Source organism: Streptomyces sp. 3N207 (assembly GCF_052246355.1).
In the GTDB taxonomy this organism is placed as follows: Bacteria; Actinomycetota; Actinomycetes; order Streptomycetales; family Streptomycetaceae; genus Streptomyces.
On the sequence record NZ_JBQQBV010000003.1, the window covers coordinates 141,582 to 167,237 of the forward strand.

The window sequence follows — 25,656 nt, forward strand, 5'->3', positions numbered from 1 at the left end:
TCGCTCTCCTCACGGCGGGCACGAGGCCCTGCCTCAGGTGATCTCAGCATGACGCGGGAGTAACTTCCCGCGCGGCGGCGCGACCGTACCAAAGCGTTCCCTCGCCGTAACGACGGGACCGGAGCCCCTCGAAACCCTCCGGCCAGCGGAAATCACCGCCCCTGGTGCTGCGCTCCACGGTGGCCAAGGCACCCGGTGCCAGCCAGGCCCTGGCCCGGAGTGTGAGGAGTGTCTCCCGCAGCTCGTCGTCGGTGACGGCGTACGGGGGGTCGAGAAAGGCCAGGCCGAACGGGTGCTCCGGCGGGTCCTCCGCGAGGATCTGCGTCGCCTTGCCCAGCCGCACCTCCGCGCCGGGCAGCCCGACCGCGCGGACGTTCTCCTTGATGGTGCGCACGGCACGCGGGTCCGTCTCGACGAGCAGCGTGTACGCGGCGCCCCTCGACAGCGCTTCCAGGCCGACGGCGCCGGAACCGGCGTACAGGTCCAGCACGCGCAGGCCCTGCCAGCCGGTGGCGCCCCCCAGCTGGGACTCCCAGCTGGAGAACAGGCCCTCGCGGGCCCGGTCGGAGGTGGGGCGGGTACCGGTGCCCGGCGGAACGGCCAGCCGCCGCCCGCCTGCGGCTCCGGCGATGACGCGGGTCATGGGTGCGGATCCTCTGTGTGGGGTGGGTGCTCGGGGCTCGGCATCAAGGATCCCACGGGGAAGGCGGGGTCGGCGTGGGCTCGGGGCGGCCTGGTTCCCGGTCAGCCCTTGTCGAGGTATTCCTCCCGCTCCTCGTCCAGCAGGGCGTCCAGCGCTGTGCGCAGTTCGGGGTGCTCCGTCAGCTCCGGGTCGGCGGCGACCAGGGCCGTGGCCTCGTCGCGGGCCTCGGTGATGATCTCCTCGTCGTCGATGACGGCAAGCATCCGCAGCGAGGAGCGCACGCCGGACTGTGCCTGGCCCAGTACGTCGCCCTCGCGGCGCTGTTCGAGGTCGATACGGGAGAGTTCGAAGCCGTCGAGCGTGGCGGCAACGGCCTCCAGGCGGGCCCGCGCGGGGCTCTCCTGCGGCATGTCCGTCACCAGCAGACACAGGCCCGGCGCCGAGCCCCGGCCGACGCGGCCCCGCAGCTGGTGCAGCTGCGAGACGCCGAACCGGTCGGCGTCCATGATCACCATGCCGGTCGCGTTGGGCACGTTCACGCCGACCTCGATGACGGTCGTGGCCACCAGCACATCGAGCTCGCCCGCGGTGAACCGCTGCATCACCTCGTCCTTCGCCTCGGGCTGCATCCGCCCGTGCAGGGCCGCCACCCGGAGCCCGGCGAGCGGGCCGGACGCGAGCTGGTCGGCGATGTCGAGGACGGCCAGCGGCGGGCGCTTCTCCTCGCTGTCGGCTCCTTCGCCCGACTCGTCCTCGTCCATCGGGAAACCGTCCGGCTCTTCCCCGTCGTAAGCGGCCCGCTGTGCGCCCGCGCCCTTCGCCGCCTTCGGTTCCTCGTCGTCGCCGATCCGCGGGCAGACCACGTACGTCTGGTGCCCCGCCTCGGTCTCCTCGCGTACCCGTTCCCAGGCCCGCGTGAGGAAGTGCGGCTTGTCCTTGACGGGCACGACGTGGGTGGCGATCGGGGAGCGCCCGGCGGGGAGTTGGTCGAGTACGGAGGTCTCCAGGTCACCGAAGACCGTCATGGCGACGGTCCTGGGAATGGGTGTCGCCGTCATCACCAGCAGGTGCGGGGGTTGCTTGCCCTTGGAACGCAGGGCGTCGCGCTGTTCGACGCCGAAGCGGTGCTGCTCGTCCACCACGACCAGGCCCAGGTCGTGGAAGGTGACCTTGTCCTCGATCAGCGCATGGGTGCCCACGACGATGCCCGCCTCGCCGGTCACCAGGTCCAGCAGTGCCTGACGGCGGGCCGCGGCGCCCATGGAGCCGGTCAGCAGCACCACTTTGGTGCCCTGCTCGGCACCGCCGAGCATCCCTCCCTCGGCCAACTCGCCCATCATCTCCGTGATGGACCGGTGATGCTGCTGGGCCAGCACCTCGGTGGGCGCGAGCATCGCCGCCTGGCCGCCCGCGTCGACGGTGGCGAGCATGGCCCGCAGTGCCACCAGCGTCTTGCCGGAGCCGACCTCGCCCTGGAGGAGCCGGTGCATGGGGTGCTCGGTGGCCAGATCCGCGAAGATCTCCCGGCTGACCTCACGCTGTCCGTCGGTGAGCGTGAACGGCAGCCGTTCGTCGAACGCCTCCAGCAGCCCGCCGGGGGTCGGCCGCCGCGGCACGGCGGGCAGTTCGGTCTCCTTGGCGCGCCGCCGGGCGAGGGCGACCTGGAGGACGAACGCCTCGTCCCACTTGAGCCGGGAGCGGGCCTCGGCGATGTCCGTCTTGCTGCGCGGCCGGTGGACCTTCTCGAACGCCTCGGGCAGCGGGATGAGTCCGCGCTGCTCGCGCAGTGCGTTTGGCAGCGGATCGGTCAGCCCGCGCCAGCTGGTGGCGTCCAGTGCGCTGAGCAGCATGCCGACGGACTGCTCGATGCTCCAGGAGGACAGCTGCTTGCACGCCGGGTACAGCGGCAGCAGCGCGCCGGCGAACTGCTCGACCGTCTCCTGATCGCTCTCCTCGTCCAGGAGTTTGTAGTCCGGGTGGGAGAGCTGGAGCTTGTGGTTGAAGACCCCGACCTTGCCGGCGAACATGCCGCGCTTGCCGGGCAGCAGCTGCCGCTGGTGGAAGTGGACGGAACGGCCGAAGAAGACGAGCTGGAGCCGTCCGCTGCCGTCCGTCAGCGTGACCTCCAGGCGTTGGCCCTTGCCCCGGTTGAACTTGTGCACGCGTGCGTCGTGGACCCGGGCGACGACGGTGACGTGCTCGTCCAGCGGCAGCTCGGACAGCCGCGTCAGCTCGCCGCGTTCGGCGTACCGGCGCGGGTAGTGGTGCAGCAGGTCGCCGACCGTGCGCAGCCCGAGGTGCTCGGACATCACCTTCGCGGTGTTTCCGCCGAGCAGCGCCTTCAGCGGCTCCTGGAGAGGTTCGCTTCGCGTGGTTTCTGTCGAGGGCACGGTTCCATCCTGCCGGACGGGTGTGACAGCGCCCGTGTCACTCGCCAGGAGCGGGTCGGTTCGTGCTCGCCGATGCGCCCGCGGATGTCAGCGGATGTCACTCGACGCCGATGAGCAGCTGTGCCTCCTGCTGCCGTCCCTCGTAGACGACCGTGTCGACGGCGAGGTGACTGGTGCGCACATAGTGCTCCAGCGCCGCGGCGAGCCCCTCGGGCGCCTCCGCACCGAGGACGAGGGTGACCAGCTCGCCCCCGGCAGCCAGCATCCGGGCGAGCACGTCTGTCGCGACCTGCACCGTCCCGGTGCCGATCAGCGCCACGTCTCCCTCGACGAGCCCGAGCACATCCCCGGCCTGGCAGACACCCGCCGTCGTCCACGACTGCCGCTCCGCGACGGTCACTTCGCCGTACCGGGTGGCTCCGGCCGCCGAGGTCATGGTGACGACGTCCTCGTCGAAGCGGCGGTCGGGCTGGTACACGGCCAGCGCCGCGAGCCCCTGGACGGCCGCGCGGGTGGGGATGACGGCGCACCTGATGCCCGCCGCCCGTGCGGCGTCGGCCGCCCGCGCGGCCACGGGGTGGAGTTCCGTCTCGTTGGGCAGCAGCGCCACCTCGGTGGCTCCCGTCGCCCGCACCGCCGCCACCAGCGCTTCCTGCTGTGCCGCGGCCTCCGTGGGCAGCACCCCCGCGCCCGCCTGCCGGCACAGCGCGGCCAGCCCCTCCCCCGGTACGACGGCAACGACGGCCCGCCGTCCGGCAGCCGGCTCCGGCGTCGGTTCCGTCGCGCCACATGGCACACCGCCCTGCACGGCCCCCTCCGCACCGACCTGCGTGCCGTCCCCGGCCGTCGGGAGGTGGGTGATACGGATGCGGTACGGGCGTCCCGCGGCCAGGCCCGCCTCCACGGCGGCTCCCGCGTCGGCGACGTGGACATGGACGCTCCACAGCCCCTCGCCGCCGCCGATGACCAGGGAGTCGCCGAGCGGATCGAGCCGGGCGCGGAGGGTGCCGACGGCCTGGGGGTCGTCGGTCTCCAGGAGGTACATCACCTCGAACTCGGGGCGGAAGGGAGCCTGCGGCGATCCGTCGGCGGGAGCCGCCGCCGCGGTGGCGGCGTCCGGTGCGGGGCACGCGGCGGGGCTCACCCCGGCGGCCGTCTCGGCCGGGGGCTCCTCCGGGACGCGTTCGCCCAGTGCGGCCCACAGCGATGTCAGCAGCACCGTCAGCCCCAGCCCGCCCGCGTCCACCACGCCCGCGCGGGCCAGGGCCGCCAGCCGGCCGGGGGTGGCGGCCAGCGCCTCGTGCGCCGCGACCGCCGGGTCGCCCCCGGTCTCGGCCGCCTCCGCGGCAGCCGCGGCCACCGTCAGCATCGTGCCCTCGACGGGGTGCGCGACAGCGGCGTACGCGGCGCTCGCACCGCACCGCAGCGCACGGGACAGCGACTCGGACGGCTTGTCGCCGGACGGCCCGTCGCTGTCCTCGGCGAGGCCCTGCGCCATGCCGCGCAGATACTCCGCGAGGATCGTGCCCGAGTTGCCCCTGGCGCCCAGCAGCGCGGCCCGTGCCATGGCGCGCAGTGCGTCCCCGGCCGACACCTCCGCGTCCCGGGCCGGGAGCGCCCCGACCGCCGCCTCGAAGGTGAGGCACAGATTGGTGCCGGTATCGCCGTCCGCGACCGGAAAGACGTTGATGGCGTCCATACGCGAACAGTGCGCGCGCAGCGACTCCCGGCCGAGGGCGCACCAGCGGCCTACCGCGGCGGCGTCGAGCGGTAGCGGCACGGCGGGACCTCCTCCAGGGGTCGGCCTCCGGGGAACGGCCGCCGAGGACGGTGGCCGAATGCGGCGGCCGGACGGCGAGCGGCCAGGTGGCGGCGTTGCGGGAAGGCTAGTGTGGCACCGGGCGGAAGCCCAGGTCGGGGCCGGAACGAGGGCCTTGGTTTCGCTGTTCGAGACCGTCCGTTGTATGCTGCTCCGGTTGCCTGATCCGGATGATTCGGTCCGGTAGGTGACGATCTCCCTGGGACAGCCGGTCATCTGGTCCTGCGTCGCCGGGATTCACCGTACGTGCATCTGAAGTCTTTGGAGTGACCCGTGGCTGCGAACTGCGACGTCTGCGGCAAGGGGCCGGAGTTCGGCAACAACATCTCCCACTCGCACCGCCGCACCCGCCGTCGCTGGAACCCGAACATCCAGCGCGTGCGTGCCGTGGTCGGCGGGACGCCGAAGCGCCTCAACGCCTGCACCTCGTGCATCAAGGCCGGCAAGGTGTCGCGCTGACGTCCTCGACGTAACGCAGCGCGGCTCACGCCGAGCCGAACGCAGAACCGGCCCGCTTGTGCGGGCCGGTTTTTGTGTATCCGTACGTCCGAAGCGCTTTCGGGTATCCGTACGTCCGCAGCGCACGGCTGCATGCATGTGTGCATCCGGAGCGGGCGTCCTGGTGGCTCAGCCCCGCTCACGCAGCCGCCACCCGTGGTCCACGGGCCCAAGGCCGGCTCCCAGCGGAAAGCCCGCCGCTATGGCGCCCGTCGTGTACTCCTTCGCGGCCCGCGCGGCCTCCGGCACCGGCAGCCCCTTGGCCAAGTACGAGGCGAGTGCGCTGGCCAGTGTGCAGCCCGTTCCGTGGGTGTGCCGGTTGTCATGGCGGGGTGCGCGCAGCCAGTGCTCCTCGGTGCCGTCGGTGAGGAGATCGACGGCTTCGCCGGGCAGGTGCCCGCCCTTGATCAGTGCCCAGCGCGGCCCATGGGCCAGCACGGCGGCCGCGGCCTCGCGCAGCCCCGTCTCGTCGGTGACCCGGACGCCCGTCAGCTGCGCGACCTCGTCCAGATTGGGGGTGACGACGGTGGCGACCGGCAGCAGCTTGCCGCGCAGCGAGTCCACGGCCTCGGCGGCCAGCAGCGGGTCCCCGTGCTTGGACACCCCCACGGGGTCGACGACCACCGGCGCCCCCGTCCCGGCCAGCAGCTCGGCCACGGTCTCCACGAGCGGCGCCGAGGCGAGCATCCCCGTCTTGACGGCCTGCACCCCGATGTCGTCCACGACGCTGCGGTACTGCGCGCGTACGGCCTCCACCGGAAGCTCCCAAAAACCCTGCACTCCAAGGGAGTTCTGCGCGGTGACGGCGGCGATCACGCTCATGCCGTGGGTGCCGAGCGCCAGCATCGTCTTCAGGTCGGCCTGGATGCCGGCACCGCCGCCGGAGTCGGACCCGGCGACGGTCAGCACGCGGGGTGGCCCGCAGGGCCGGGAGTTCACATCGTCCATGGGGACGACGGTACTCAGCGCTCCGCGTCGTCGGCGAAGTGGTCCCAGCCGCCTGCCTTCGCCCAGGGCGCACCGTCCACGGTGACGCGCGGGCGCGCGGAGGCGCCCTGCACCTCACCGATGACGCGCCAGCGCGCCGGGAGCTTCTGGTCGCGGGGGAAGGTGGCGACGATGGCGTGGTCCTCGCCCCCGGTCAGCACCCACTGGAGCGGGTCGACGCCGACGGCCTGCCCGATGTCGGCCATCTGCGCGGGGATGTCGAGGTCGGCCGAGCGGATGTCGATCCGCACCTTGCTGGCCTCGGCGATGTGCCCCAGGTCGGCCACCAGCCCGTCGCTGACGTCGGTCATCGCGGTCGCCCCCAGCCCGGCTGCCGCGGGCCCCGCGTGATATGGCGGCTCGGGGCGGCGGTGCGCCTCCACAAAGGCGCGGGGTGAACGGAAGCCGCGGGAGAGCACCGCGTGCCCGGCGGCCGACCAGCCCAGCCACCCGGTGACGGCCACCACGTCGCCGGCCCCGGCACCGGAGCGGGTGACCGGCTCCCGGTTACGCAGATCGCCCAGGGCCGTGATGGAGACGGCGATGCTGTCGCCGCGCACCACATCGCCGCCGACCACGGCCGAGGCGGCGACCTGTGCCTCGTCCCGGATGCCGTCCATCAGCTCGGTGGGCCAGTTCGCGGGGAGGTCCGCGGGGACGATCAGACCGAGCAGCAGTGCGGTGGGGACGGCGCCCATGGCGGCGATGTCGGCGAGGTTCTGCGCCGCAGCCTTGCGGCCCACGTCGTACGCCGTCGACCAGTCGCGCCGGAAGTGCCGCCCCTCGATGAGGATGTCGGTGCTGGCGACAACCCGCCGGTCCGGGGCAGCCACCACCGCGGCGTCGTCCCCGGGGCCGATCCGGACGGCCGGGGTGGTGGTCAGCCGGGCGGTCAGCTCCCGGATGAGGCCGAACTCCCCCAGCTCCCCGACGGTGCCCTTCGTCAGCCCCCGCGCGGGGCCGTAGGGGGCCTCCGCCGCGGGCTGCGCAGGCTCGGACGCGGTACCGCCGTTCACATCCCGCATTGCAGTGCCCCTTCGCTCACTTCACTCATCGTGCATTCCCGTGCGTCGTCCACCCGCGCGTGCTGCGCGTGGCTCCGGTGCGCCGTCCATCCGCCGTGGTCCGTCATGCCGACCGCCGGCGCCCGGTTCGTACCGGCCGTCCGGCTGCCACGAGGGCGGCCCGGTGGGCTCCCGGCGGCAGGGGGGGACGCGGTACGGTGGCGTTTCTCTCTCGCCCCGCATGATCCTCGTAGCCCCCGTGGAGGTTCCGTGGTACAGGCGTACGTCTTGATTCAGACCGAAGTTGGCAAGGCTTCGACCGTCGCAGAGATCGTCTCCAAGATCCCCGGCGTGATCCAGGCCGAGGATGTAACGGGTCCGTACGATGTGATCGTGCGCGCCCGCGCCGACACCATGGATGATCTCGGCCGCATGGTGGTCGCCAAGGTCCAGCAGGTGGAAGGCATCACCCGCACTCTGACCTGCCCCATCGTCCATCTCTAGGCCCCCGTATGCTCGCCCGGTGAGCATTCGACGCCGGGCTGCTTCCCCTCGTTCCGTCTCCACCAATCCCGCTGCCGCGGTGGGCGCACTGGTCGCCCTGGCCTCCCTGGTCACAGGAGGCTGCTCGCTCACCGGCGACGCGGGTCCCACCCCGCCCAGCCCTTCCGGCCGGGCCGCGAAGGTGTGCCGTGCGCTGCACGACGCGCTGCCGAAGCGGGTCGACGGCCAACAACGTGGCAAGGCCGACCCCGTCTCCGACTACACCGCCGTCTGGGGAGATCCGGCCATCGCGCTGCGCTGCGGTGTGCCCGAACCCGCCAAGCTCACCCCCGGCAACGAAGAGTACAACCCCACCGCCGACGCGGCGGAGGTGAACCGGGTCTCCTGGCTGATGGAGAAGCAGGACGACGGGTACCGCTTCACGACGACCGACCGCGTCGCCTACGTGGAGTTGACCGTACCCGGCGACTACAAGCCCGAGGTCGAAGCGCTTACGGAGCTGAGCGACGCGGTACGGCACACGGTTCCGAAGAAGCCGAAGGACTGAGCCCGCGCCTTCGGCGGCTCAGCCGCACGCGCTCGCCACGGCCGTCACCGCAGCCGCCGCACCCTGCCCGCCCATGGCGCGCCGAGAGCCGTCCGGGCCGTGACCAGGCACCCCCACCACGACGTTCGGCCCCGAACGCCTACCGCAGGCCCGTCGGGCGGTTGAGGGCGGACTGGATGAGGCGGTCGACCAGTTCGGGATAGCTCACGCCGGTCTCCTGCCACATGCGCGGGTACATCGAGATGGGCGTGAAGCCCGGCATCGTGTTGATCTCGTTGATGACGAACTCGCCGTTCTCACACAGGAAGAAGTCGGCCCGCACCAGCCCCTCGCAGGAGGCCGCCTCGAAGGCGCGTACGGCCAGCTCCTGCACCTGTGCCGTCTCCTCGTCGGTCAGCGGGGCCGGCACGATGCCGGAGGCCGAGTCGATGTACTTGGCCTCGAAGTCGTAGAAGTCGTGGTCGCTGACCGGGGGAATCTCGGCGGGCACGCTGGCGCGCGGGCCGTCCTCGAACTCCAGGACGCCGCACTCGATCTCGCGGCCGCGCAGCAGCGACTCCACGATGATCTTCGGGTCGTGCCGCCTGGCCATCTCGACCGCCTCGTCGAGCCCGCCCAGGTCGTCGACCTTGGTGATGCCCATGGACGAGCCGGCACGCGCCGGCTTGATGAAGACCGGCCAGCCGTGCTCGGAGGCGAAGTCGACGATCTTCTTGCGCGCCGCTGCGGGATCGGTCTCCCACTCCCGGGGCCGGACGGTGACGTACGGGCCGACCGGCAGTCCGAAGGAGGTGAAGATCCGCTTCATGTACTCCTTGTCCATGCCGACGGCCGAGGAGAGCACACCCGAGCCGACGTAGGGCACCCCCGCCAGCTCCAGCATCCCCTGCAGGGTGCCGTCCTCGCCGTACGGGCCGTGCAGTACGGGGAAGACGACGTCGATCTCGCCCAGCGCCTTGGGCATCTGCCCGGGCTCGGTGTGCACGACCTCCCGGCTGCCGGGCGAGACGGGCAGCTGCACCCCGCCGGTGTCGGACTCGGACAGCTGCTCCACGGTGGGCAGCTTGCGGTCCTCGATGGCCATCCGGGCCGGATCGTCGGCGGCCAGCGCCCAGCGGCCGTCCGCGGTGATGCCGATGGGCAGCACCTCGTACTTGTCACGGTCGATGGCGCCGAGCACCGCGCCGGCCGTCAGGACCGAGATCTGGTGCTCTGAGTTGCGTCCGCCGAAGACGACGGCGACTCGGGGCTTGGGTGCGGGGCTCTGGCTGCTCATATCGCTGGGACTTTACCGCGTCGTAGCCGCGCTGCCGATGCGGACGCCCCCGTGGCGCCCGGACGCCGTGCGGACCCGCCCGGGCAGGCGTCCGGCCGGGGGCTCGGCGTGCGGCTCAGGCCCGTTCGGGCTTGGCGCTGCGGGACATCAGCTCCTTGAGCGCCACAAGCGGCGGCTTGCCCTTGTGGACGATCTCCACGACCGTCTCGGTGATCGGCATCTCCACTCCGTGCCGCCGCGCCAGGTCCAGCACGGACTGGCAGGACTTGACGCCCTCCGCGGTCTGCTCGGTGACGGCGATCGTCTCCTGGAGGGTCATGCCCCGGCCGAGGTTGGTTCCGAAGGTGTGGTTGCGGGACAGCGGCGAGGAGCAGGTGGCCACCAGGTCGCCCATGCCGGCCAGACCGGCGAAGGTGTGCGCCTCCGCACCCATGGCGAGGCCGAGCCGGGTGGTCTCGGCCAGGCCCCGGGTGATCAGCGACGCCTTGGAGTTGTCGCCCAGGCCCATCCCGTCGGCGATGCCCACCGCCAGCGCGATGACGTTCTTGACGGCGCCGCCCAGCTCGCAGCCGACCACGTCTGTGCTGGTGTAGGGCCGGAAGTACGGGGTGTGGCAGGCGCTCTGCAGGGCGCGTGCCGCCCCCTCGTCCACACAGGCGGCGACGGCGGCGGCGGGCTGGCGGGCGGCGATCTCACGGGCGAGATTGGGTCCGGTGAGTACGGCGACCCGCTGGGCGGGGACACCGGCGACCTCCTCGATGACCTCGCTCATCCGCTTGGCGGTGCCGAGTTCGATGCCCTTCATCAGCGAGACGAGCACCGTGCCGGGGTGCAGCAGCCCCCGCCAGGACTCCAGGTTGCTGCGGAGCGTCTGGGAGGGCACCGAGAGGACGGTGAACTCCGCATCCCGGGCAGCGTCCGCGGGATCGGTGGTGGCCCGCACCGCGGCGGGGAGTTCGGTGTCGGGGTGGTATCCGGGGTTGCGGCGCGTGGTGTTGATCGCCTCGACGACCTCGGCCCGGCGGCCCCACAGGGTGACCTCCACCCCGGCGTCGGCGAGCACCATCGCGAAGGCGGTGCCCCAGGAGCCGGTGCCGAACACGACGGCCTTCCTCCGTCGTTCCTCCTGCCGCCCGTCCTGCAGGCTCACGCGTTCTTCTCTCCCTCTGCCGCCTCGGCCGTGGCCGGTGACTGACCGGCCGGCTCGTGCTGTCCGTCCACCTCGCGCACCTCGGGCGGGTGCTCCCGGGCGGCCCGCTGCTCACGCCTGCGGACCGCCGCCTTGCGCATGTCGTACCGCTCGGCGGGCGCGGGCTCGCCACGAACGACGGCGAGCTGCTCGGTGACGGCATCCATCATGACGTCGGTGACCTCGCGGAGCGCCTCGGCGGTGGGCTCCCGGTCGTAGAACGCCGACAGGTCGATCGGCGGTCCCGCCTGCACGGTGAGGGTCTTGCGCGGGAAGAGCCGCAGCTTCTTCTCCTTGGCGTACGGCGGCATCGCCAGGTTGGCGCCCCACTGTGCGACGGGGATGACGGGCGCCCTGGTCAGCAGCGCGACCCGGGCAGCGCCGGTCTTGCCGGACATCGGCCACATCTCCGGGTCACGGGTGAGGGTGCCCTCCGGGTAGAAGGCGACGCACTCGCCCTTCTCGATGGCCTCCACGGCGGCCCGGAAGGCGCCCACCGCGTCGGTCGACTCGCGGTATACGGGGATCTGCCCGGTGCCCCGCATCGCAGCGCCCAGGAAACCGCCCTTGAACAGGCCCACCTTGGCCAGGAACCGCGGGACGCGGCCGGTGTTGTACTGGAAGTGGGCGTAGGAGAGCGGGTCGAGATACGAGTTGTGGTTGACGACGGTGATAAAGCCGCCGTCCTGCGGAATGTGCTCCATTCCGCGCCAGTCCCGCTTGAAGAGCAGGATCAACGGGGGTTTCAGCAGGAACGCCGCAAAGCGGTACCAGAAGCCGATCTTCCTGCGTTTACCGTCACTCCCCGGCATTGCGCGCCCCCTTCGGCTCGGCTTTTTCGGCCGATGGTCCTGGGGTTGCTCCCGGGGCGGACACGGTTTGGCGGGACACCCGGACACCATCTCCTTAGGGGGCTCCTTGTGGGGCCCTTCCTCTGGGGGCAAATCGACAACCGCACAAGTGTCGCCGTGGACTGCCTCGCTGTCGAGCACACTGTCCGTGCTCAACTGTGGGGCACACGGTAACCCTGTCCCCGTCGCCCCGTTCGGCGAGAGGCGAGAATGGGGCCGATGAAGCCACATGTGACGGCCGTGACGTGGACTCTTGTGGTGCCGCTGAAGCCTCTCTCCCGGGCCAAGAGCCGGCTTGCGGGCGCCGCAGCGGGCCCTCCCCTACCCGAGCTCGCGCTGGCGTTCGCGCAGGACACCGTGAGTGCGGCGCTCGGCTGTCCGGCAGTGCGCGGTGTGGTGGTTGTCACGGACGATCCGCTGGCCGCCGGTGAACTGCGTGCCCTGGGCGCGCACCCGGCGCCCGATCTGCCGGGCGATGGGCTGAACGCGGCGCTCGCACACGGAGCCGCGACGGCACGCGCCATGGACCCCGATACGGCTGTCGCGGCCCTGAACGCCGATCTGCCGGCGCTACGACCCGCGGAATTGGAGCGGGTACTGAATGCGGCTTCCGGATTTGCCCGGGCTTTTCTTCCCGACGCTGCGGAAATCGGCACAACTGTGCTGACTGCCCTCCCGCGGACCGAGCTTTCCCCCGCTTTCGGCGGCCCCTCCCGGACCCGGCACCGGGCCTCCGGTGCGGTGGAACTGACGACACCGGGAGTTCCCAGCGTGCGGCAGGACGTGGACACACCTGAGGATCTGCGAGCCGCGCTCGCACTGGGCGTCGGCGAATTCACCTCGGCGCTGCTCGCGGGACCCGTCCCCGGCCCGGGCCGCTAGGCTTTCGATATGCAGGCCACGGCGTACACCTACGACCCGGAGTCCCGGTCCGGCAGCGTGCTGCTGGACGACGGCACCCCTCTCCCCTTCGAGTCCCCCGCCTTCGACGCGGGCGGTCTCCGCCTGCTCCGCCCCGGCCAACGGGTCCGCATCGAACTCGAGGGCGAAGCCGAGGCTCGCCGCATCACCCTGGTGACGCTCCAGACCCTGTAAGCCCGAACACACTGGTTGCGACGGCCGGCAACGTGGGGGTCCTCCCACGCAGGGAAAACGCCGCGGGCCGGGCTCCCCCGAGGGAGCCCGGCCCGGCGCTGGCGTTACGGCGTGAGAGCCGCGTGTGGCCCTCCCCCGTCGGCGACAGTGCGCCACCTGGGAGGGATCGTTTCATCTCCTGACCCGCGAAAGCGGACTACCGCCTACGCGACGTGGTCTTCTTGGCGGTGGTCTTACGCGCCGCCGTCTTCCGCGCGGGCGCCTTCGTGGCGGTGGTCTTGCGCGCCGGTGCCTTCTTGGCGGTGGTCTTGGCAGGGGCCTTCTTGGCGGTTGTCTTCTTGGCGCCGGCCTTCTTCGCCGGTGCGGCCTTCTTGGCGGTCGTCTTCTTCGCCGGTGCGGCCTTCTTCGCCGGTGCGGCCTTCTTGGCCGTGGTCTTCTTCGCCGCCGTCTTCTTGGCACCCGCCTTCTTGGCCGCGGCCTTCTTGGTGGCCGCGCCACCGGAGAGGCTGCCCTTGGGGGCCTTCTTGACCGCGACATCGTTCTTGGGGAGCTTCTTCGCCCCGCTCACCAGGTCCTTGAAGCCCGCACCGGCACGGAAGCGCGGTACCGAGGTCTTCTTCACCCGCACCCGCTCGCCGGTCTGCGGATTACGGGCGTAACGGGCCGGTCGGTCGACCTTCTCGAAAGAGCCGAAGCCGGTGACCGAAACACGCTCACCGGCGACGACCGCACGAACGATCGCGTCCAGGACTACATCGACCGCGTCTGCGGCCTGCTGGCGTCCACCGAGGTCATCTTGGATAGCTTCAACGAGCTGCGCCTTGTTCACGTCTTCCCCTTCGGAGACATTGCCGGAACGAATGTGTTCAGCTTTTTCGCACGCTAGGCAGATATATACCGCAAATCAAACACGAAACGGGCGAATCACCCTTGTGCCGCAACGAACTCGCCCGTCACGGAGTTCCGTCCGCGCACACGTCCCCTTGCCCCGCGCTGAATCGCCCCTCGTCGACGTCGGCCATCAGGCGCTCCAGACGCCGTTCGGCATCGGCGAGATCGTGTTTGGAAGCCGCGGTGATGACAAGCAGCTTCCGGGCCAGCGGCACCCGTGCACTCTGCGGAATTTGCGGGGAGCGCACCCGGGAGTGCGCTTCCTTCAATCGGGCGGCGAGTCGGTCGTAGAGCTCCAGTTGACCGTCGCGTTCCATGCGGTGATTGTGCCATCTGGGGTGAGTTGTCGCTTCCAGCGGGTCAGCGTAGGGCGGGGACGTGTGAGGTGTACGCACCAACTCCGCTGGGCAGAGCCTTTGTTGACACCTCGCGGCGAGTCGTGCGGGCGAGTCGCGAACGGCACTGTGCCTGAGTGCGACAGGAGCCGACGTCAAGACTAATTCACGTCATTCGTCAGCGCACGTGTGCGCGCATACGTGCCGCATACAGCCGCACCGCCCACACGTGCCGCACACAGCACCGCGCCCCCGCCGGGTGCGGCGGGGGCGCGGTGGTGAAGTGGTGTTCTGAGGGTCTCTCAGGCGGCAAGTGTGCGCGGTTTGAAGGAGGACCTGGACTTCTCGAAGTCCGCGATGGCGTCCTCGTTCTTCAGGGTGAGGCTGATGTCGTCCAGCCCTTCCAGCAGCCGCCAACGGGCGTTCTCGTCCAGTTCGAAGTCGGCCTCGACGCCGGGCGCCACGACCTTGCGCCGCACCAGGTCCACGGTCACCTCGCTGGTCGGATCGGCCTCCGTCAGCTGCCAGAGCGCGTCCACGGTCTCCTGCGGCAGCACGACCGTGAGCAGGCCGTTCTTGAGCGAGTTGCCACGGAAGATGTCAGCGAACCGCGAGGAGATGACGGCCTTGAAGCCGTAGTTCTGGAGCGCCCAGACGGCGTGCTCGCGGGATGAGCCGGTGCCGAAGTCGGGGCCTGCGACCAGCACCGTTCCGCCCTGGTAGGCGGACTGGTTGAGCACGAACTCGGGGTCCTTGCGCCACGCCTCGAACAGGCCGTCCTCGAAGCCGTCGCGGGTGACCTTCTTGAGCCAGTGGGCCGGGATGATCTGATCGGTGTCGACGTTGCTGCGGCGCAGCGGGACCGCCCGGCCGGTGTGTGTGGTGAAGGCTTCCATCTCTCGTCTCCCTTGAGCTTTCTCGGCGCGTCGGCCCGTCAGGCAACAGCCGGTTCGCGTACGTCCGCCAGGTCGGCAGGCGAGGCCAGGTGGCCCAGTACCGCAGTCGCCGCCGCCACCTGCGGCGAGACCAGATGGGTACGGCCGCCCTTGCCCTGCCGGCCCTCGAAGTTGCGGTTCGAGGTGGAGGCGGCGCGCTCACCCGGCTGGAGCTGGTCGGGGTTCATGCCCAGGCACATCGAGCAGCCGGCGTGCCGCCACTCGGCGCCCGCAGCCGTGAACACCTTGTCCAGCCCTTCCTCGACGGCCTGCAGCGACACCCGCACGGAGCCGGGGACGACCAGCATCCGCACACTGTCGGCAACCTTGCGGCCCTGGAGCACCGAGGCGGCCGAACGCAGGTCCTCGATACGGCCGTTGGTGCACGACCCGACGAAGACGGTGTCGACGGCGACCTCGCGCAGCGGCTGACCCGCACTCAGCCCCATGTAGTCCAGGGCCTTCTCGGCCGCGTACCGGGCGCTGGCGTCCTCGAAGGAGGCCGGGTCGGGCACCGAATGGGACAGCGGAGCACCCTGACCGGGGTTGGTGCCCCAGGTGACGAACGGCGCCAGCTCCGACGCCTCGATGACGACCTCGTGGTCGAAGACCGCGTCCTCTTCCGTGCGCAGCGTTTTCCAGTAGGCGACGGCCTCGTCCCAGTCCCCGCCCTGGGGGGCGTGCTCGCGGCCCTGGACGTAGGCGAAGGTGGTCTCGTCCGGGGCGATCATCCCGGCCCGGGCGCCCGCCTCGATGGACATGTTGCAGATCGTCATCCGCGCTTCCATCGACAGCTTCTCGATGGCCTCGCCGCGGTACTCGATCACATAGCCCTGGCCGCCACCCGTGCCGATCTTCGTGATGATGGCGAGAATCAGGTCCTTGGCGGTGACGTCCTCGGGCAGCTCGCCGTTCACGGTGACCGCCATGGTCTTGAACGGCGCCATCGGCAGCGTCTGGGTGGCGAGCACATGCTCCACCTGGGAGGTGCCGATCCCGAAGGCCAGCGCACCGAACGCACCGTGGGTCGAGGTGTGGCTGTCACCACAGACCACTGTCATCCCGGGCTGGGTCAGCCCCAGCTGCGGCCCTACGACGTGTACGACGCCCTGTTCGACGTCGCCCAGCGGGTGCAGCCGCACCCCGAAATCCGCACAGTTCTTACGCAGGGTCTCCAACTGGGTACGCGAGACCGGGTCGGCGATCGGCTTGTCGATGTCGAGGGTGGGGGTGTTGTGGTCCTCGGTCGCGATGGTCAGATCCGTGCGCCGCACGGCCCGGCCCGCCTTGCGGAGTCCGTCGAACGCCTGCGGGCTGGTCACCTCGTGGAGCAGGTGCAGATCGATGAAGAGAAGGTCCGGCTCGCCTTCCGCGCGCCTGACGACATGGTCGTCCCAGACTTTCTCCGCGAGTGTGCGTCCCATCGCTTTCCCTTCGGCCGGCAGCGTCGCCGCCCACATGTCGAGACCAGTTCCTCCCCCAGCCTTCGGCCGGGGAGACCCCCACGAAGTGGCGGCCGTCTCTCAAGATTGGCGGGTCGCTGGGAAAATTGAACTTGCGTTTCACACTCTGAGACGTGAGTATCGACGCATGGACAACTCTAGCGGCGTCGGCGTTCTCGACAAGGCAGCTGTGGTACTGAGCGCTCTGGAGTCCGGTCCGGCCACCCTCGCCGGGCTGGTCTCAGCGACCGGTCTCGCGCGCCCCACGGCGCACCGGCTCGCGGTGGCTCTCGAGCACCACCGCATGGTGGCCCGCGACATGCAGGGCCGTTTCATCCTCGGCCCACGGCTGGGCGAGCTCGCCGCTGCGGCGGGCGAGGACCGGCTGCTCGCGGCGGCGGGCCCGGTACTCACCCACCTACGCGATGTGACGGGCGAGAGCGCCCAGCTCTACCGGCGCCAGGGCGACATGCGCATCTGTGTCGCCGCCGCCGAACGCCTCTCCGGCCTGCGCGACACCGTGCCGGTCGGCTCGACGCTGCCCATGAAGGCGGGCTCCGCCGCGCAGATCCTGATGGCCTGGGAGGAGCCCGAGCGGCTGCACCGCGGCCTCCAGGGTGCCCGGTTCACCGCCACCGCGCTCTCCGGCGTACGGCGCCGGGGCTGGGCCCAGTCGATCGGCGAGCGCGAGCCGGGCGTCGCATCCGTCTCCGCGCCCGTACGCGGCCCTTCCAACCGTGTGGTGGCCGCCGTCTCCGTCTCAGGACCCATCGAGCGTCTGACCCGCCACCCCGGCCGGATGCACGCCCAGGCCATCGTCGACGCCGCTGCCCGACTCAGCGAGTCGCTCCGCAGACCCGGCTGAGGATCCCGTTTTGCGGGTGGGCTCCGTATCTCGCACGGGTACGGAGCCGACCCGCAAGCGAGCACGACGAAGGCCCCGCACCGTGAGGTGCGGGGCCTTTCTGATCGAGTACCCCCGACCGGATTCGAACCGGCGCTACCGCCTTGAGAGGGCGGCGTGCTAGGCCGCTACACAACGGGGGCCCTGCCTTCGATCCCGGCCTTGCGGACGGAATCCGTACCCCCGACCGGATTCGAACCGGCGCTACCGCCTTGAGAGGGCGGCGTGCTAGGCCGCTACACAACGGGGGCTCGATCTCGCAGAACGTGAACACTGCTGAACACAATGCGGATCTTGCTGGGCTACCAGGACTCGAACCTAGACTAACTGAACCAGAATCAGTCGTGCTGCCAATTACACCATAGCCCACCGAAACGCAACCCCCGGTGGGGATTTTGTTTGGGTGGCCGCCTCCGGTTCCGGCCTTTTCGGCCTGCCCCGTTCGGCGACAGGAAGAACATTACCCGATGGCGGACGGTGCTCCAAAACGAGTTCCAGGGGCCCCGTTCCGGGGCACCGTCCCCACCTCGGCGGCTACGAACCGAGCTTGGCGAGGGCCGCGTCGATGCGCTCCAGGGTGCGGTCCTTGCCGAGGACCTGGAGGGACTCGAAGAGGGGGAGGCCTACGGTGCGGCCGGTTACGGCTACGCGGACCGGGGCCTGGGCCTTGCCGAGCTTGAGGCCGTGTTCCTCGCCGGCGGCGAGGACGGCTTCCTTCAACGACTCCGGGGTGGTCCAGTCGGCCGTCTCCAGCTTGGCGCGGGCCGTACGGAGGAGATCCGCTGCGCCCTCCTTCATCGCCTTCTGCCAGGACTTCTCGTCCTCCACGGGCCGGTTCAGGAAGAGGAAGTCCACGTTGTCGGTGATGTCCGAGAGGACGGTGAGCCGGGTCTGGGCCAGCGGGGCCAGCTCCTCGAACGCCTGCTGGGAGAAGTTCGCCTCGTCCCAAGGGGCATGGGGGGCCTTCAGCCACGGCTCGCAGGCGGCGACGAAGTCCTTCAGCGGCATCTCCCGCAGGTGCGTGGCGTTGATGGCCTCGCACTTCTTCAGGTCGAAGCGCGCCGGGTTGGAGTTGACCTCGTGGATGTCGAAGGCGGCGACCATCTCGTCGACGGAGAAGATGTCGCGGTCCTCGGCGAGGGACCAGCCGAGCAGGGAAAGGTAGTTGAGCAGGCCCTCGGGGAGGAAGCCGCGCTCGCGGTAGAGGTTGAGGGAGGACTGCGGATCGCGCTTGGAGAGCTTCTTGTTGCCCTCGCCCATGACATAGGGCAGATGGCCGAACTCCGGGATCCGCTTGGCGATGCCCAGCTCCGTCAGCGCCTTGTAGAGCGCGATCTGGCGCGGGGTGGAGGAGAGCAGGTCCTCGCCGCGCAGCACGTGCGTGATGTCCATCAGCGCGTCGTCCAGCGGGTTGACCAGCGTGTACAGCGGGGCGCCGTTGGTGCGCAGGATGCCGTAGTCGGTGACGTTCTCCGGCTGGAAGGTGATCTCGCCGCGGACCAGGTCGGTGAAGGTGATCGGCTCGTCCGGCATCCGGAAGCGGACGACGTGGCTGCGGCCCTCGCCCTCGTAGGCGGCGATCTGCTCGCCGGTCAGCTCGCGGCAGCGGCCGTCGTAGCCGGAGGGGCGGCCCTCTTTGCGGGCCTGCTCGCGCCGCTGTTCCAGCTCTTCGGCCGTGCAGTAGCAGGGATAGGCGTAACCGCCGTCCAGCAGCTTGCGCGCGACGTCCGCGTAGATGTCCATCCGCTGGGACTGCCGGTAAGGGCCGTGCGGGCCGCCCACCTCGGGGCCTTCGTCCCAGTCGAGGCCCAGCCAGCGCATCGCGTCCAGCAGCTGCTCGTAGGACTCCTCCGAGTCGCGCGCCGCGTCGGTGTCCTCGATGCGGAAGACCAGGGTGCCGCCGGTGTGCCGGGCGTACGCCCAGTTGAACAGGGCGGTACGGACCAGACCCACGTGGGGGTTACCGGTCGGGGAGGGACAGAAACGTACGCGGACGTCCGGGCCCGCGGTCGCGTTAGTCACGCTTGATCACCTTATTGGTGAGAGTGCCGATTCCTTCGATGGTGACGGCGACCTCGTCGCCGACGTTCAGGGGGCCGACGCCTGCGGGGGTGCCGGTGAGGATGACGTCACCGGGCAGCAGGGTCATGGCCTCGGTGATGTGGACGATCAGGTCCTCGATGGGCCGGATCATGTCGCTGGTACGGCCCAGCTGGCGCTGTTCGCCGTTGACCGTGCACATGATGCCGAGGTCCGCCGGGTCCAGCTCGGTCTCCGTCCAGGGGCCGAGCGGGCAGGAGCCGTCGAAGCCCTTGGCGCGGGCCCACTGCTTCTCCGTACGCTGCACATCACGCGCGGTGATGTCGTTGGCGCAGGTGTAGCCGAGGATGACGTCCTTGGCGCGCTCGCGCGGCACGTCCTTGCACAGCCGGCCGATGACCACGGCCAGCTCCGCCTCGTGGTGCAGCTCGTCGGAGAAGGACGGGTAGCCGATCGGGTCGTTCGGGCCGATCACCGAGGTGGACGGCTTGAGGAAGGTGACCGGGGTCTCGGGGACCTCGTTGCCGAGCTCCTTGGCGTGCTCGGCATAGTTCCTGCCGATCGCCACCACCTTGTTGGGGAGGGTGGGCGGCAGGATGCGGACCTTGCTCATGGGGAGCTTCTGGCCCGTGCGCTCGAACTCTGCGAAAGGGTGGCCCTTGATGATGTCGAGGACGGGGCCCTCGGGGGTTGAGGGCTCGCCCTCGACGACGCCGAAACCTACGGTTCCGTCCAGGGAGAATCTTGCGATGCGCACGGGGGTCCTTCGGTGCCGGTTCCAATGGCTGGGACCCCAGCGTATTCCACGGGGTGTCGCGGGCGGGGCGGGGTTGTTCGTGCCCCTGCCCCGCCCCCGGCTCTTACCGCAGCCGCGCCATCAAGGCGTGTTCCACCAGAGTGATCAGCGCGCTCTTGGCGTCCCCGCGGTGCCGGGCGTCCGTGGTGATGATCGGGGCGTCCGGGCCGATCTGGAGGGCTTCGCGGACCTCTTCGGGCGAGTAGGGCTGGTGGCCGTCGAAGCCGTTGAGGGCGATGACGAACGGCAGCCCGCTGTTCTCGAAGTAGTCCACCGCCGGGAAACAGTCCGCCAGCCGGCGGGTGTCCACCAGAACCACCGCACCGATAGCACCACGCACCAGGTCGTCCCACATGAACCAGAACCGGTCCTGACCCGGCGTACCGAACAGATACAGGATCAGGTCCTGGTCCAGGGTGATACGGCCGAAGTCCATGGCCACCGTGGTGGTGGTCTTGTCCGCGGTGTGGGTCAGGTCGTCGATACCGGCCGAGGCGGAGGTCATCACGGCCTCGGTGCGCAGCGGGTTGATCTCCGAGACCGCACCGACGAAGGTCGTCTTGCCCACGCCGAATCCGCCGGCCACCACGATCTTCGCGGAGGTCGTCGAACGGGCTGTCGTACCCCCGACGGGCCCGGCGCTAGAGCTTCCGAAGTCCACTGAGCACCCTTTCGAGCAGTGTCACGTCTGGTTGACCGTCGGCGGTGGTCGCGTCACCGCCCGGCTGGTGGATGGCGACGAGTCCGGCCTCGGCCAGGTCGGCGACGAGGATCCGGGCGACGCCGAGCGGGATGGTCAGGAGTGCCGAGATCTCGGCGACCGACTTGATCTCGTAGCACAGGCGGCAGATCCGCTGGTGCTCCGGGAGCTGGCCTTGGAGCTGCGAGGTCTCCGCCGTGGTGTGCACCAGCGCCTCGATGGCGAGCTGGTAGCGGGGACGGGTCCGGCCACCCGTCATCGCGTACGGACGCACCAGCGGCTGCTGCGGCGGCGGGGGCTGGTCGGCGGCGCGCTGGGTGCCGGCCGACCTGTCACCGGGCGCGGGCTGCACCGGCTGGATACGGGTCTGTGGGTTCTGCTGGTGTTGCGGCTGCCGCTGCGGGGGCGGCGCGCCGTGCTGCGGCTGCCCTCCGTGCTGCGGCTGGTGCGGCGGTTGTCCGCCGTGCTGCTGCGGCGCCCCGTACTGCGGCCGGCCGGGCTGCTGCGGCTGCCGGCCGTGCTGCGGCTGACCGGGCTGCTGTGGGTGCTGACCGGTCGGCCCCTGGACGTGCTCGCTCGGTGCCGAGGGGAAGTTGAAACGGTTCAGGAACGGCGCGTCCCCACCCTGGGCCGCGACGGACTGACCGTCCTGCGGCTGATCGGGACGACCATTGCCGTACGACGACGGACCTCCTGGGGGCGTTGCCACGTTTCCTCCTCCGACTCACGGACAGACGGCCGTTGCGCTCACGGCACCTTATGGCGCCCGGCCGCGTTGCGCACTGCCAAGGGACAGTTGTGCCCTAGTTGAGAAGACTGCCCTGAAGTTCCGCTCGCAGATCCGGGGTGAGGACCCCTCCGGCACGGTCGACCAGCAACGCCATCTCGTATCCCACCAGGCCGATATCGGCCTCGGGGTGGGCCAGGACGGCCAGCGAGGAGCCGTCGGAGATGGACATGATGAAGAGGAATCCCCTCTCCATCTCCACAACCGTCTGGTTGACCCCACCGCCCTCGAAGATCCGGGACGCGCCCGCGGTCAGCGAGGTGAGCCCCGAAGCGACTGCCGCCAGCTGGTCGGCGCGGTCGCGCGGGAAGCCCTCGGACATCGCGAGCAGGAGTCCGTCGGCGGAGACCACCACCGTGTGGGAGACCCCGGGGGTGTTCTCCACGAAGTTGGTGATCAACCAGTTCAGGTTCTGCGCCGCCTGGCTCATCGGGCTCACACTAACGCTCCTGATCGTAGGTGCTGCCGGGGCCGAAGCCCTGTCGGTCATTCTGGTTGCCGTCGCCCGCCGTGCGCCCCTGGCGGACGCCGCGGTGCAGGTTGCTCAGTCTCCCGCGCACGTCCTCGGGCGCGCGCGAGACCGAGGGGCCACCCTGTCGGCTGTCTTCCGCGGCACCCTCGACCAGATTGGCCCTGGGCACCCGGCGCGGCAGTCCGGACGAGGTGACACCGCCGGACTGCGGGGCACGCAACTGCCCCGCCCTGTTCCAGCGTTCGTCGTTCTCGCTCCACCGGTGGGTTCCGGTTTCCTCCTGCGACGGCTGCCCCGCGGACTCCTCGGCCGGGGCTTCCCAACCCTGCACGGGGGCCTGGTGCTGCGCTTCCGGCTCCCCGTCCTGCTGCTGTCGCCCCGGGTCACGTCGCGGGAGGCCCGCTTCGGTGGTGGTGCGACGGCTGTTCGGGAGGGAACCCGGACGGTCGAAACCTACACGCTCAGCGTCCCCCTGGGGAACGCCGGAAGAAGATTCCGCTTCCGGCTGCTGCGACGTGTACTGGCCCTCGTGCACTGGTTGTTGGGGCTGCAGCCGCTGCTGCTCGTACTCCCCGGTGCCGGTCGTGGAGATCTCGTGGGGCTGCTGTGTTGCGGAACTGCCGTAGGACTGTCCGTACCCCTGGTCGTATCCCGCGTCGTAGCCGCCGGTGTACTGCTGCGCGGCGATCTCACCGGTCTGCTCGTACCCCTGCTGATACGGGTCGGCCGGCTGCTGGTACTGATCGCCCTGCTGCTGGTACGGGCCGCCTTGCGCATATGCGTCGTACGGCTGTCCCTGCGCGGTGTCGTACGGCTGTTGGCCCTGCGGGTAGGCGTCCTGCCGTGGCTCCCGAGGGGGCTGTGGTGGCTCGGCCTGCTGGGGTTGGTGTTGCTGCGGCTGCGCTTGCTGGGACTGCGGCGCCTCCAGCGCTGCGCGGCGCTCCTCGCGGAACCGGGAGCGGCTGACGGAGCCGAGGGGCAAGGACTGGTCGCCGGAGCCGTAGCGCGAGTCGTCGAAGCCCAGCTCGGCGGCCGAGCGGGAATCCAACGCGTTCGGCTCGCGGGGCTGTTCGGGGACGATACGGGAGACGGTGAAGTCCTCCTCGGAGGAGTCCTCCTCCCCTCCCCCGCCGTGCGTGATGGCGTCGGGCAGCATCACCAGCGAGGTGGTGCCCGCCTGCTCGCCGGAGGGGCGCAGCTGGACGCGGATGCCGTGCCGGTCGGCGAGGCGGCCCACCACGAACAGGCCCATGCGCTGGGAGACGGCGACATCCACCGTCGGCGGGTTGGCCAGCTTGTGGTTGATGTCCGCGAAGTCCTCGGCGGTCAGCCCGATGCCCTTGTCATGGATCTCGATCATCATCCGGCCGTCCGGCAGCCGGGTCGCGGTGACCCGCACCTTGCTCTGCGGCGAGGAGAACGACGCCGCGTTCTCCAGCAGCTCGGCGAGCAGGTGGACCAGGTCGTTGACGACCTGCCCGTGGATCTCCGTCTCGGGGATGCCGCTGACCTCGATACGCGCGTAGTGCTCCACTTCGGAGGAGGCGGCGCGCAGGATGTCGACGAGCGGCACCGGCTCCGTCCACCGACGGCCCGGCTCCTCGCCGGCGAGGACCAGCAGGTTCTCGCCGTTGCGGCGCATCCGGGTGGCCAGGTGGTCCATCCGGAACAGCTTCTCCAGCTGGTCCGGGTCCGCCTCGCTGTTCTCCATCTCCGTCACCAGCTCCAGCTGGCGCTCGATGAGGCCCTGGTTGCGGCGGGAGAGGTTGGTGAAGATCGCATTGACGTTCCCGCGCAGCAGCGCCTGCTCGGCGGCGAGCCGCACGGCCTCGCGGTGCACCTGGTCGAAGGCGCGGGCCACCTCGCCGATCTCGTCACTGCTGGTGATCGGGATGGGCTGGACGCGGGTGTCCACGCGGCCCGGCTCGGTCCGCGAGAGCTGGTCGACCAGCATCGGCAGCCGCTGCTGGGCAACGTCGAAGGCAGCGGTGCGCAGCGAGCGCATGCTGCGGCTCATCGAGCGGGCCATCCGGCCGGCGATGACGAACGCCAGCAGCAGGGCGACCAGCACGATCGCCGAGTTCACCAGCGCGTTCCTACGGGCGTCGGAGGCGATCCGCTCGGTCTCCTCGACCGCGTTCCGCGTCAGCTTCGACTCGACGGCCCGGTAGGCGTCGAAGGCGCCGGTGGAGGTGGCGAAATAGGTCTCGGTGGTGATGCCCTTGGCCCGCAGCTCACGGGGCCCGGCGCCGGAGCCGATGGCCGTCACCATCTTGCCCATGGAGGGCGGAGGAACGAACTTGCGGCCCTTCGCCGCCGCGGCCTCCTTGGCCGCCTGGGCCTGCTTGCGGCCCGCGGCCTCGGCCTTGGCGGCCTCGTCCTTGAGCAGTCGCACGTCCGCGGGGCGCCCGCCGGAGCTGTACTCGCCCAGTGCGATGCGCTCCAGGTAGTGGTACGAGGCCAGCGCGGTGCGCTGGGCCTCCTTGTCCTTGCGGGACGGCCCGGGCTTCACCATCAGATGGGTGCCCAGCGACCGCTGGAGGGACTCGGCGGCCTTGGCCAGCGAGATGGCGTAGACGGTACGGCCGTAGGAGGTGACGTTCCCGGTGCCCAGCCCGAGCTCGTTGGCGAACTCCATCAGCGGGTGCTGGATGGTGACGTAGCCCTCTTCGGTCTTCACGCCGGGCAGGTCCTTGGTGTACGCGGACTCGCGCAGCACCGGCAGCCGGGGCTCGACCTTCTCGAATGCGGCGAGCCGGCGCTTGAGGCCCGGGTTGTCCGGAAGATGGGAGGCGGCGCTCTTGAACTCCCTGGCGGCCCGGTCGGTCGCGACGCGGGCCTTCCGGACCGCGGGGTCGTTCTTGTGCCCCTTGAGAAGCGGCTCGGCAGTGCGGTCGCGCTCGTCGATGAGGGCGTTGCCGTAATCGGCTGCTGCCTCGACCAGTTCGGCCGTACGCTGGGCTTCCTTGGCGTCCTGCCAGGCGGAGACGTCGGATTCGACCTTGAAGCCGCCGAAGACGAGGGCGACGAGCACGGGTATGAGCAGGATCGCGTTCAGCCGGGTGGGGACGCGCCAGTTGCGCGCCGACCACCGGCTGCCGCTGCCGGAAACGGGCGGCGGCTGCTGGAGGGCCGAGGCATGCGGGCCACGCGGCGCGGCAGGACGCTGCGGCGGGGTGAAGTTACCCCTCGAGCCCACAGAGCCCTGTTGTTCGGAACCCTCTCGTGCCGGTCCCGACGTACCCCTGGTCGTTCGCCTCACTCGACTTCTCACCTCTCGGTGCGCGGCGCCCCCTGACAGCTTGCGCCTGCGCTACTGCTGAGTTCAGGGAATTCCAGCACGTCACGACCGCTCCCTCCAAACAGTTGGCGCATTACGGAGGGCGAGGAAAGACGAGGAAACCGGTCCACGGAAAAACGGGCATTGGGGCCGTGCGGCGGCAAATAGCCCGGGATTCGTACGCAGAGTGAGACGTTCCGCGCGCCCGGCGTGTTCACGTGGACGTAATTCTCTGTCGAAACGTTATGAACGTGAGGCCGTCATGATTCCG

The 25,656-nt window shown here is 70.4% G+C and carries 24 protein-coding genes and 3 tRNA genes; 6 read left to right on the forward strand and 21 right to left on the reverse strand.

Annotation, left to right across the window (positions count from 1 at the left end; genetic code table 11):
- Positions 1–43: 43 nt before the first annotated feature.
- The 3 genes from rsmD to ACTWP9_RS06155 all read right to left on the reverse strand — a co-directional run bounded on the left by rsmD (position 44) and on the right by ACTWP9_RS06155 (position 4,813).
- A complete protein-coding gene (rsmD, locus tag ACTWP9_RS06145; protein WP_443244950.1) occupies positions 44–643 on the reverse strand; it encodes a 16S rRNA (guanine(966)-N(2))-methyltransferase RsmD in 600 nt (199 codons plus the stop codon).
- Between the two features lie 101 nt (positions 644–744).
- Positions 745–2,952, reverse strand: coding sequence for an ATP-dependent DNA helicase RecG (gene recG, locus ACTWP9_RS06150; protein ID WP_443245250.1), 2,208 nt, complete (start codon positions 2,950–2,952; stop codon positions 745–747).
- Positions 2,953–3,130: 178 nt separating this feature from the next.
- Entirely contained in the window at positions 3,131–4,813 is a 1,683-nt protein-coding gene (locus ACTWP9_RS06155; RefSeq protein WP_443244951.1) for a DAK2 domain-containing protein, read from the reverse strand.
- A gap of 312 nt (positions 4,814–5,125) precedes the next feature.
- Here ACTWP9_RS06155 and rpmB point away from each other — a divergent pair, with 312 nt between their 5' ends.
- A complete protein-coding gene (gene rpmB, locus ACTWP9_RS06160) occupies positions 5,126–5,311 on the forward strand; it encodes a 50S ribosomal protein L28 (RefSeq protein ID WP_016470082.1) in 186 nt (61 codons plus the stop codon).
- A gap of 168 nt (positions 5,312–5,479) precedes the next feature.
- On the opposite strand, the gene thiD is transcribed toward rpmB, so the two are convergent.
- Entirely contained in the window at positions 5,480–6,298 is an 819-nt protein-coding gene (gene thiD / locus ACTWP9_RS06165) for a bifunctional hydroxymethylpyrimidine kinase/phosphomethylpyrimidine kinase (protein WP_443244952.1), read from the reverse strand.
- A gap of 14 nt (positions 6,299–6,312) precedes the next feature.
- The gene (locus tag ACTWP9_RS06170) at positions 6,313–7,362 is read right to left on the reverse strand and encodes a thiamine-phosphate kinase (RefSeq protein WP_443244953.1); all 1,050 of its coding nucleotides are present in this window, start codon (positions 7,360–7,362) and stop codon (positions 6,313–6,315) included.
- Positions 7,363–7,611: 249 nt separating this feature from the next.
- On the opposite strand from ACTWP9_RS06170, the gene ACTWP9_RS06175 reads away from it, so the two are divergent.
- On the forward strand, positions 7,612–7,845 hold the full coding sequence (locus ACTWP9_RS06175; protein WP_388574823.1) for an Lrp/AsnC family transcriptional regulator: 234 nt from the start codon (positions 7,612–7,614) through the stop codon (positions 7,843–7,845).
- A 19-nt stretch (positions 7,846–7,864) separates the two neighbouring features.
- The gene (locus ACTWP9_RS06180) at positions 7,865–8,392 is read left to right on the forward strand and encodes a DUF3515 domain-containing protein (protein ID WP_443244954.1); all 528 of its coding nucleotides are present in this window, start codon (positions 7,865–7,867) and stop codon (positions 8,390–8,392) included.
- Between the two features lie 139 nt (positions 8,393–8,531).
- Here ACTWP9_RS06180 and ACTWP9_RS06185 read toward each other — a convergent pair whose 3' ends face one another.
- The 3 genes from ACTWP9_RS06185 to ACTWP9_RS06195 all read right to left on the reverse strand — a co-directional run bounded on the left by ACTWP9_RS06185 (position 8,532) and on the right by ACTWP9_RS06195 (position 11,669).
- A complete protein-coding gene (locus ACTWP9_RS06185; protein ID WP_443244955.1) occupies positions 8,532–9,668 on the reverse strand; it encodes a D-alanine--D-alanine ligase family protein in 1,137 nt (378 codons plus the stop codon).
- A gap of 115 nt (positions 9,669–9,783) precedes the next feature.
- A complete protein-coding gene (locus tag ACTWP9_RS06190) occupies positions 9,784–10,818 on the reverse strand; it encodes an NAD(P)H-dependent glycerol-3-phosphate dehydrogenase (protein WP_443244956.1) in 1,035 nt (344 codons plus the stop codon).
- Positions 10,815–11,669 (reverse strand): lysophospholipid acyltransferase family protein, encoded by an 855-nt coding sequence (locus ACTWP9_RS06195; protein WP_443244957.1) that lies wholly within the window; start codon positions 11,667–11,669, stop codon positions 10,815–10,817. The genes ACTWP9_RS06190 and ACTWP9_RS06195 overlap by 4 nt, the downstream gene beginning before the upstream one ends.
- Before the next feature lie 249 nt (positions 11,670–11,918).
- Here ACTWP9_RS06195 and cofC point away from each other — a divergent pair, with 249 nt between their 5' ends.
- Positions 11,919–12,590: a 2-phospho-L-lactate guanylyltransferase gene (cofC, locus tag ACTWP9_RS06200; RefSeq protein WP_443244958.1), complete on the forward strand. Its 672-nt coding sequence runs from the start codon at positions 11,919–11,921 to the stop codon at positions 12,588–12,590.
- 9 nt (positions 12,591–12,599) lie between these two features.
- Positions 12,600–12,803 carry a hypothetical protein gene (locus ACTWP9_RS06205; protein WP_443244959.1) on the forward strand — a complete coding sequence of 68 codons (204 nt, stop codon included), beginning with the start codon at positions 12,600–12,602 and terminating at the stop codon, positions 12,801–12,803.
- 196 nt (positions 12,804–12,999) lie between these two features.
- Here ACTWP9_RS06205 and ACTWP9_RS06210 read toward each other — a convergent pair whose 3' ends face one another.
- The 4 genes from ACTWP9_RS06210 to leuC all read right to left on the reverse strand — a co-directional run bounded on the left by ACTWP9_RS06210 (position 13,000) and on the right by leuC (position 16,388).
- Positions 13,000–13,632 (reverse strand): HU family DNA-binding protein, encoded by a 633-nt coding sequence (locus ACTWP9_RS06210; protein ID WP_443244960.1) that lies wholly within the window; start codon positions 13,630–13,632, stop codon positions 13,000–13,002.
- 124 nt (positions 13,633–13,756) lie between these two features.
- Positions 13,757–14,011 carry a hypothetical protein gene (locus ACTWP9_RS06215; protein WP_443244961.1) on the reverse strand — a complete coding sequence of 85 codons (255 nt, stop codon included), beginning with the start codon at positions 14,009–14,011 and terminating at the stop codon, positions 13,757–13,759.
- Between the two features lie 320 nt (positions 14,012–14,331).
- Positions 14,332–14,925 carry a 3-isopropylmalate dehydratase small subunit gene (leuD, locus tag ACTWP9_RS06220; RefSeq protein WP_443244962.1) on the reverse strand — a complete coding sequence of 198 codons (594 nt, stop codon included), beginning with the start codon at positions 14,923–14,925 and terminating at the stop codon, positions 14,332–14,334.
- A 38-nt stretch (positions 14,926–14,963) separates the two neighbouring features.
- Positions 14,964–16,388, reverse strand: coding sequence for a 3-isopropylmalate dehydratase large subunit (leuC, locus tag ACTWP9_RS06225; RefSeq protein ID WP_443244963.1), 1,425 nt, complete (start codon positions 16,386–16,388; stop codon positions 14,964–14,966).
- Positions 16,389–16,554: 166 nt separating this feature from the next.
- On the opposite strand from leuC, the gene ndgR reads away from it, so the two are divergent.
- Positions 16,555–17,271 carry an IclR family transcriptional regulator NdgR gene (gene ndgR, locus ACTWP9_RS06230; RefSeq protein ID WP_443244964.1) on the forward strand — a complete coding sequence of 239 codons (717 nt, stop codon included), beginning with the start codon at positions 16,555–16,557 and terminating at the stop codon, positions 17,269–17,271.
- A gap of 109 nt (positions 17,272–17,380) precedes the next feature.
- Here ndgR and ACTWP9_RS06235 read toward each other — a convergent pair.
- The 9 genes from ACTWP9_RS06235 to ACTWP9_RS06275 all read right to left on the reverse strand — a co-directional run bounded on the left by ACTWP9_RS06235 (position 17,381) and on the right by ACTWP9_RS06275 (position 25,367).
- Positions 17,381–17,453, reverse strand: a tRNA-Glu gene (locus ACTWP9_RS06235).
- Positions 17,454–17,488: 35 nt separating this feature from the next.
- Positions 17,489–17,561 (reverse strand) — tRNA-Glu (locus tag ACTWP9_RS06240).
- 46 nt (positions 17,562–17,607) lie between these two features.
- A tRNA-Gln gene (locus ACTWP9_RS06245) sits at positions 17,608–17,679 on the reverse strand.
- Between the two features lie 165 nt (positions 17,680–17,844).
- Complete coding sequence (gene gltX, locus ACTWP9_RS06250; RefSeq protein WP_443244965.1) at positions 17,845–19,332, reverse strand: glutamate--tRNA ligase; 1,488 nt, start codon at positions 19,330–19,332, stop codon at positions 17,845–17,847.
- Positions 19,325–20,107, reverse strand: a complete 783-nt coding sequence (locus tag ACTWP9_RS06255; protein WP_443244966.1) for a fumarylacetoacetate hydrolase family protein — start codon at positions 20,105–20,107, stop codon at positions 19,325–19,327. Before ACTWP9_RS06255 ends, gltX begins: the two co-directional genes overlap by 8 nt.
- Positions 20,108–20,210: 103 nt before the next feature.
- On the reverse strand, positions 20,211–20,807 hold the full coding sequence (locus ACTWP9_RS06260) for an ATP/GTP-binding protein (RefSeq protein ID WP_078513645.1): 597 nt from the start codon (positions 20,805–20,807) through the stop codon (positions 20,211–20,213).
- Positions 20,788–21,555 (reverse strand): DUF742 domain-containing protein, encoded by a 768-nt coding sequence (locus tag ACTWP9_RS06265; protein WP_443244967.1) that lies wholly within the window; start codon positions 21,553–21,555, stop codon positions 20,788–20,790. Before ACTWP9_RS06265 ends, ACTWP9_RS06260 begins: the two co-directional genes overlap by 20 nt.
- Positions 21,556–21,649: 94 nt before the next feature.
- Positions 21,650–22,063: a roadblock/LC7 domain-containing protein gene (locus ACTWP9_RS06270; RefSeq protein ID WP_180289953.1), complete on the reverse strand. Its 414-nt coding sequence runs from the start codon at positions 22,061–22,063 to the stop codon at positions 21,650–21,652.
- Between the two features lie 10 nt (positions 22,064–22,073).
- Positions 22,074–25,367, reverse strand: coding sequence for a nitrate- and nitrite sensing domain-containing protein (locus ACTWP9_RS06275; protein WP_443244968.1), 3,294 nt, complete (start codon positions 25,365–25,367; stop codon positions 22,074–22,076).
- Positions 25,368–25,656 lie beyond the last annotated feature (289 nt).